A 3353-nucleotide genomic window follows, 5' to 3' on the forward strand; every position below is an offset into this window, starting at 1 on the left:
GTCCGATCGGCCGGGCCGGAGTCGGTTCCGCCGGCCGGGCCGGCGCTCGGCCCGCGGCGGCCGGCGGCCAGCCGGCGCGCCCAGACGACCGGGCGGACCCGTTCCAGCGGCAGGAAGCTGGTCATCGCGGCCAGGTGCGGGGCGAACGAGATGGTGATGGTCGCGACGGTCACCAGGTGGAACGAGTAGAAGAAACCGACCGTCGCCAGCCGCCAGCGTTCCCTCAGCAGGAAGACCACCGGGCTGAGCAGCTCGAACGCGACGATGCCGAACTGGGCGACGATCAGCAGGTACGGCACCTGGGCCACCAGGTCGGCCAGGTCGGTGCCGCGCCGGATGATCGCCCGGGCCAGCACCGAGCCGTTCAGCCAGTCCAGCCCGCCGAAGCGCAGCTTCGCCCAGGCGGCCAGGAAGTACGTGCAGATGACCGCGATCTGGGTGACCCGCAGCGCCCAGCCGCCCGCCTCGGTGCGGGTGAGGTCGCCGTGGCGCGCCCGGCCGGCGGTGGGCAGCACGGCCAGCGCGACGAGCAGGCCGAACCGGTCGTGGTCGACCTTGCCGTAGCTCATCGCGACGATCATCCACTCGAGGTAGAGCGCGAAGACCGACCAGCCGAGCAGGCGGGGCGCCCGCCCGCTCGCGGCGAGCAGGGCGAGCAGCAGCAGGGCCCAGAAGAGGAGGGTGACCAGCGCCGAGGTCGGCGTGGGCAGCGGCAGCGCCCGACCGATCAGCAGTGGTTGGTAGAGCTCGCCCGGCACGGAGACCCGGGTACGCACCCACGGGGTGAAGACGACCAGGTCGGCGGCGACGAAGAGGTAGATCAGCGTCCGGAAGGCGGCGATTCGGCCGCGCGGCACCGGCTCGGTCAACCAGCGGCTCATCGGCTCGCCTGCCAGGCGACCACGGTCTCGTCGGTCCACCGGCCGGTGGGGCGCCCGGCGCGGATGCCGTACCAGCGGATGACGATGCGGACCTCGACCAGTTCCGCGGCGCCGGGGTGGCGTTCGGCGTACGCGTCGGCGACCTCGGCGAGCAGCGCGGGGTTGGCGGCGTAGCGCTCCTGCTGGCCCTCGATCTCGGCCCGGCGGATGCCGGTGGCGTCCTGGCCCAGCTCGACCACGGCGCCGGCGGCGTCGACACCTTCGACCCGGGTGTCGGGGGCGGGGGAGTCGGGCGGGTTGGAGGTCGAGTACATCCGGAACGGTCCGAAGGGGAAGTGGTCGTCGGTGCCCCAGAGGGTGCCTGCCAGCAGGACGGCCAGGCCGAGTGCGGTAACCGCGAGCCGTACGGCGCGGCCGCGGGTGGTCAAGTTCTCCATCGGCTCGTGACGTTACGGGATCTGCCGCCCTCTCCGGGGTCCCTCCGACGGCCACTCCTCGTTGCCCGTGTCGGCGTGCCCGGCGCGGCGCGGAACAACCTCCCCCAGCGTGGATCATGGAGTCGTGGTGGGCGGATCGGCCGGTTCAGCCCATTTTGCCAGGCACACAACTGCATGATCGACGCGGGCGTCGGCGGCAGGGCCCTGGTTGCCGTCCTCGGTGACCGGCGCGGACACGACGACGGCCGGGCCCCGAGGGAGCCCGGCCGTCGTCGAAGAGCCGGAACGGCTCAGTGCTTGTGCTCGGCCAGCTGCTTGCGCACGTCGTCCATGTCGAGCCCCTCGACCTGCTCGATGAGGTTCTCCAGGGCGGACTCGGGCAGGGCGCCCGGCTGGGCGAAGACGATGACCCCGTCGCGGACCGCCATGATGGTCGGGATGGAGCTGATGTTGAACTTGGCGGCCAGCTCCTGCTGCGCCTCGGTGTCGACCTTGCCGAAGACCATCTCGGGGTGCTTCTCCGAGGAGCGCTCGTAGACCGGGGCGAACCGCTTGCACGGGCCGCACCACTCGGCCCAGAAGTCGACCAGCACGATGCCGTCGCTGCCGGTCACCTCGTCGAAGTTTGCCGTGGTCAGCTCTACGGTTGCCATGGGGAATCTCTCCGATCGGCGCGGAATAGCTACGTCAGGTGGAACCTGGGCGTACCTCGTGGCATTCCCGGTGTCTCGGGGCCGAAACCCGCCGGCACGTGCGGGAAGGCGATCGGATCCATCGACGCTGGTCTGTCGATGTCGGATGTGCGGGCGGCAAGTGCAGGACGCATTTGCGTGACGAGCGGTGATGGGAGCGTTTCCAAGGTGATCTGCGCAGCTGAGCGCTACGAATCGGTAACTTGACTCTTGACAAGGGCCGATTCGATGTGCGGAGATCGCTCAGGACCCGGTCACCCATGACAGAGAGTAGTGTTACAAAAAGATAAATGTGATCCCCGTCTCTGTCGGGGTCGGTGAGCGTACGGCAGAATCTTCCCCATCAGAGCGTGGGCGGCGGGTGCCGGGGAGGGCCCCGCCGCTCATTGCGTCTCCCCCCAGGTTGTGGCCGGTGTGACATTTCCGCGCGGCCCGCGCCCCGCTCATCGCCTTAACAATCGATAAGGCATGCTGTGCCGAACTCCATCGCCGCCCGTCGAAGGGGACAAGGATGCAGTTCGGCCGCTACTACGAGGAGTTCGAGGTCGGCGCGGTCTACCGGCACTGGCCGGGCAAGACGGTCACCGAGTACGACGACCACCTCTTCTGCCTGCTCACCATGAACCACCACCCGCTGCACATGGACGCGCACTACGCCGAGACGGCGAGTCAGTTCAAGCGCAACGTGGTGGTCGGCAACTACATCTACTCGCTGCTCCTGGGCATGTCGGTGCCCGACGTCAGCGGCAAGGCGATCGCCAACCTGGAGGTCGAGTCGCTGCGGCACGTGGCCCCCACCTTCCACGGCGACACGATCTACGGCGAGACCACCGTCCTGGACAAGCGGGAGTCCTCCTCCAAGCCCGACCGCGGCGTGGTCTCGGTGGAGACCCGCGGCTACAACCAGGACGGCACCATGGTCTGCGTCTTCCGCCGCCGGGTGATGGTCCCGAAGAAGGAGTACGCGGCGGCCACCGTGCCCGAGGGGGTCGACCCGGAGCGGCCGAGCTTCCCCGAACCGCGCTGACCGCACCGCGCCCCAAGCGAAGGGCTCCGCCCGCCGGGTTCCCGGTGGATGGGGCCCTTCGCGCAGGTCAGCGGCATATGCTGGCGCCGGAGGTCCCCATGAGCCACTCCGTCGCCGGAGAGCCGTCCTCTGCCGGCCGCCGTGCCGCACCGCTGACCACCGCCGTCTACTCCGCCGCCGAGTGGGACCTGCTGACCAGCCTGCCCGGCCGGGTGATCGTGGCCGCCGCCGCGCCGGGCCCCGGGCGGCCCCGCCGGGGCGTCACCGCCGGGCTCGCCGGCCTGGACGCCGTCGCGGCGGGTCGGGCCTTCGACAG

General features: G+C 70.4%; 4 protein-coding genes and 1 pseudogene. 2 read left to right on the forward strand and 3 right to left on the reverse strand.

What is annotated here, in order from left to right; all coding sequences use genetic code 11:
• The 3 genes from NCC78_RS29780 to trxA all read right to left on the reverse strand — a co-directional run.
• On the reverse strand, nt 1-881 hold an 881-nt coding region (locus tag NCC78_RS29780; RefSeq protein WP_250798696.1), incomplete at its 3' end, for an HTTM domain-containing protein.
• Nucleotides 878-1318 (reverse strand): hypothetical protein, encoded by a 441-nt coding sequence (locus tag NCC78_RS29785; RefSeq protein ID WP_250798698.1) that lies wholly within the window; start codon nt 1316-1318, stop codon nt 878-880. The genes NCC78_RS29780 and NCC78_RS29785, both read right to left, overlap by 4 nt.
• Nucleotides 1319-1608: 290 nt before the next feature.
• On the reverse strand, nt 1609-1971 hold the full coding sequence (trxA, locus tag NCC78_RS29790) for a thioredoxin (protein ID WP_250798699.1): 363 nt from the start codon (nt 1969-1971) through the stop codon (nt 1609-1611).
• A gap of 550 nt (nt 1972-2521) precedes the next feature.
• Here trxA and NCC78_RS29795 point away from each other — a divergent pair.
• Both NCC78_RS29795 and NCC78_RS29800 read left to right on the forward strand, forming a co-directional pair.
• Complete coding sequence (locus NCC78_RS29795; protein ID WP_250798701.1) at nt 2522-3037, forward strand: MaoC family dehydratase; 516 nt, start codon at nt 2522-2524, stop codon at nt 3035-3037.
• A 98-nt stretch (nt 3038-3135) separates the two neighbouring features.
• A pseudogene (locus tag NCC78_RS29800) lies at nt 3136-3353 on the forward strand (hypothetical protein); the annotation flags it as partial.

It is taken from the genome of Micromonospora phytophila (assembly GCF_023656545.1).
Lineage (GTDB): Bacteria > Actinomycetota > Actinomycetes > Mycobacteriales > Micromonosporaceae > Micromonospora > Micromonospora phytophila.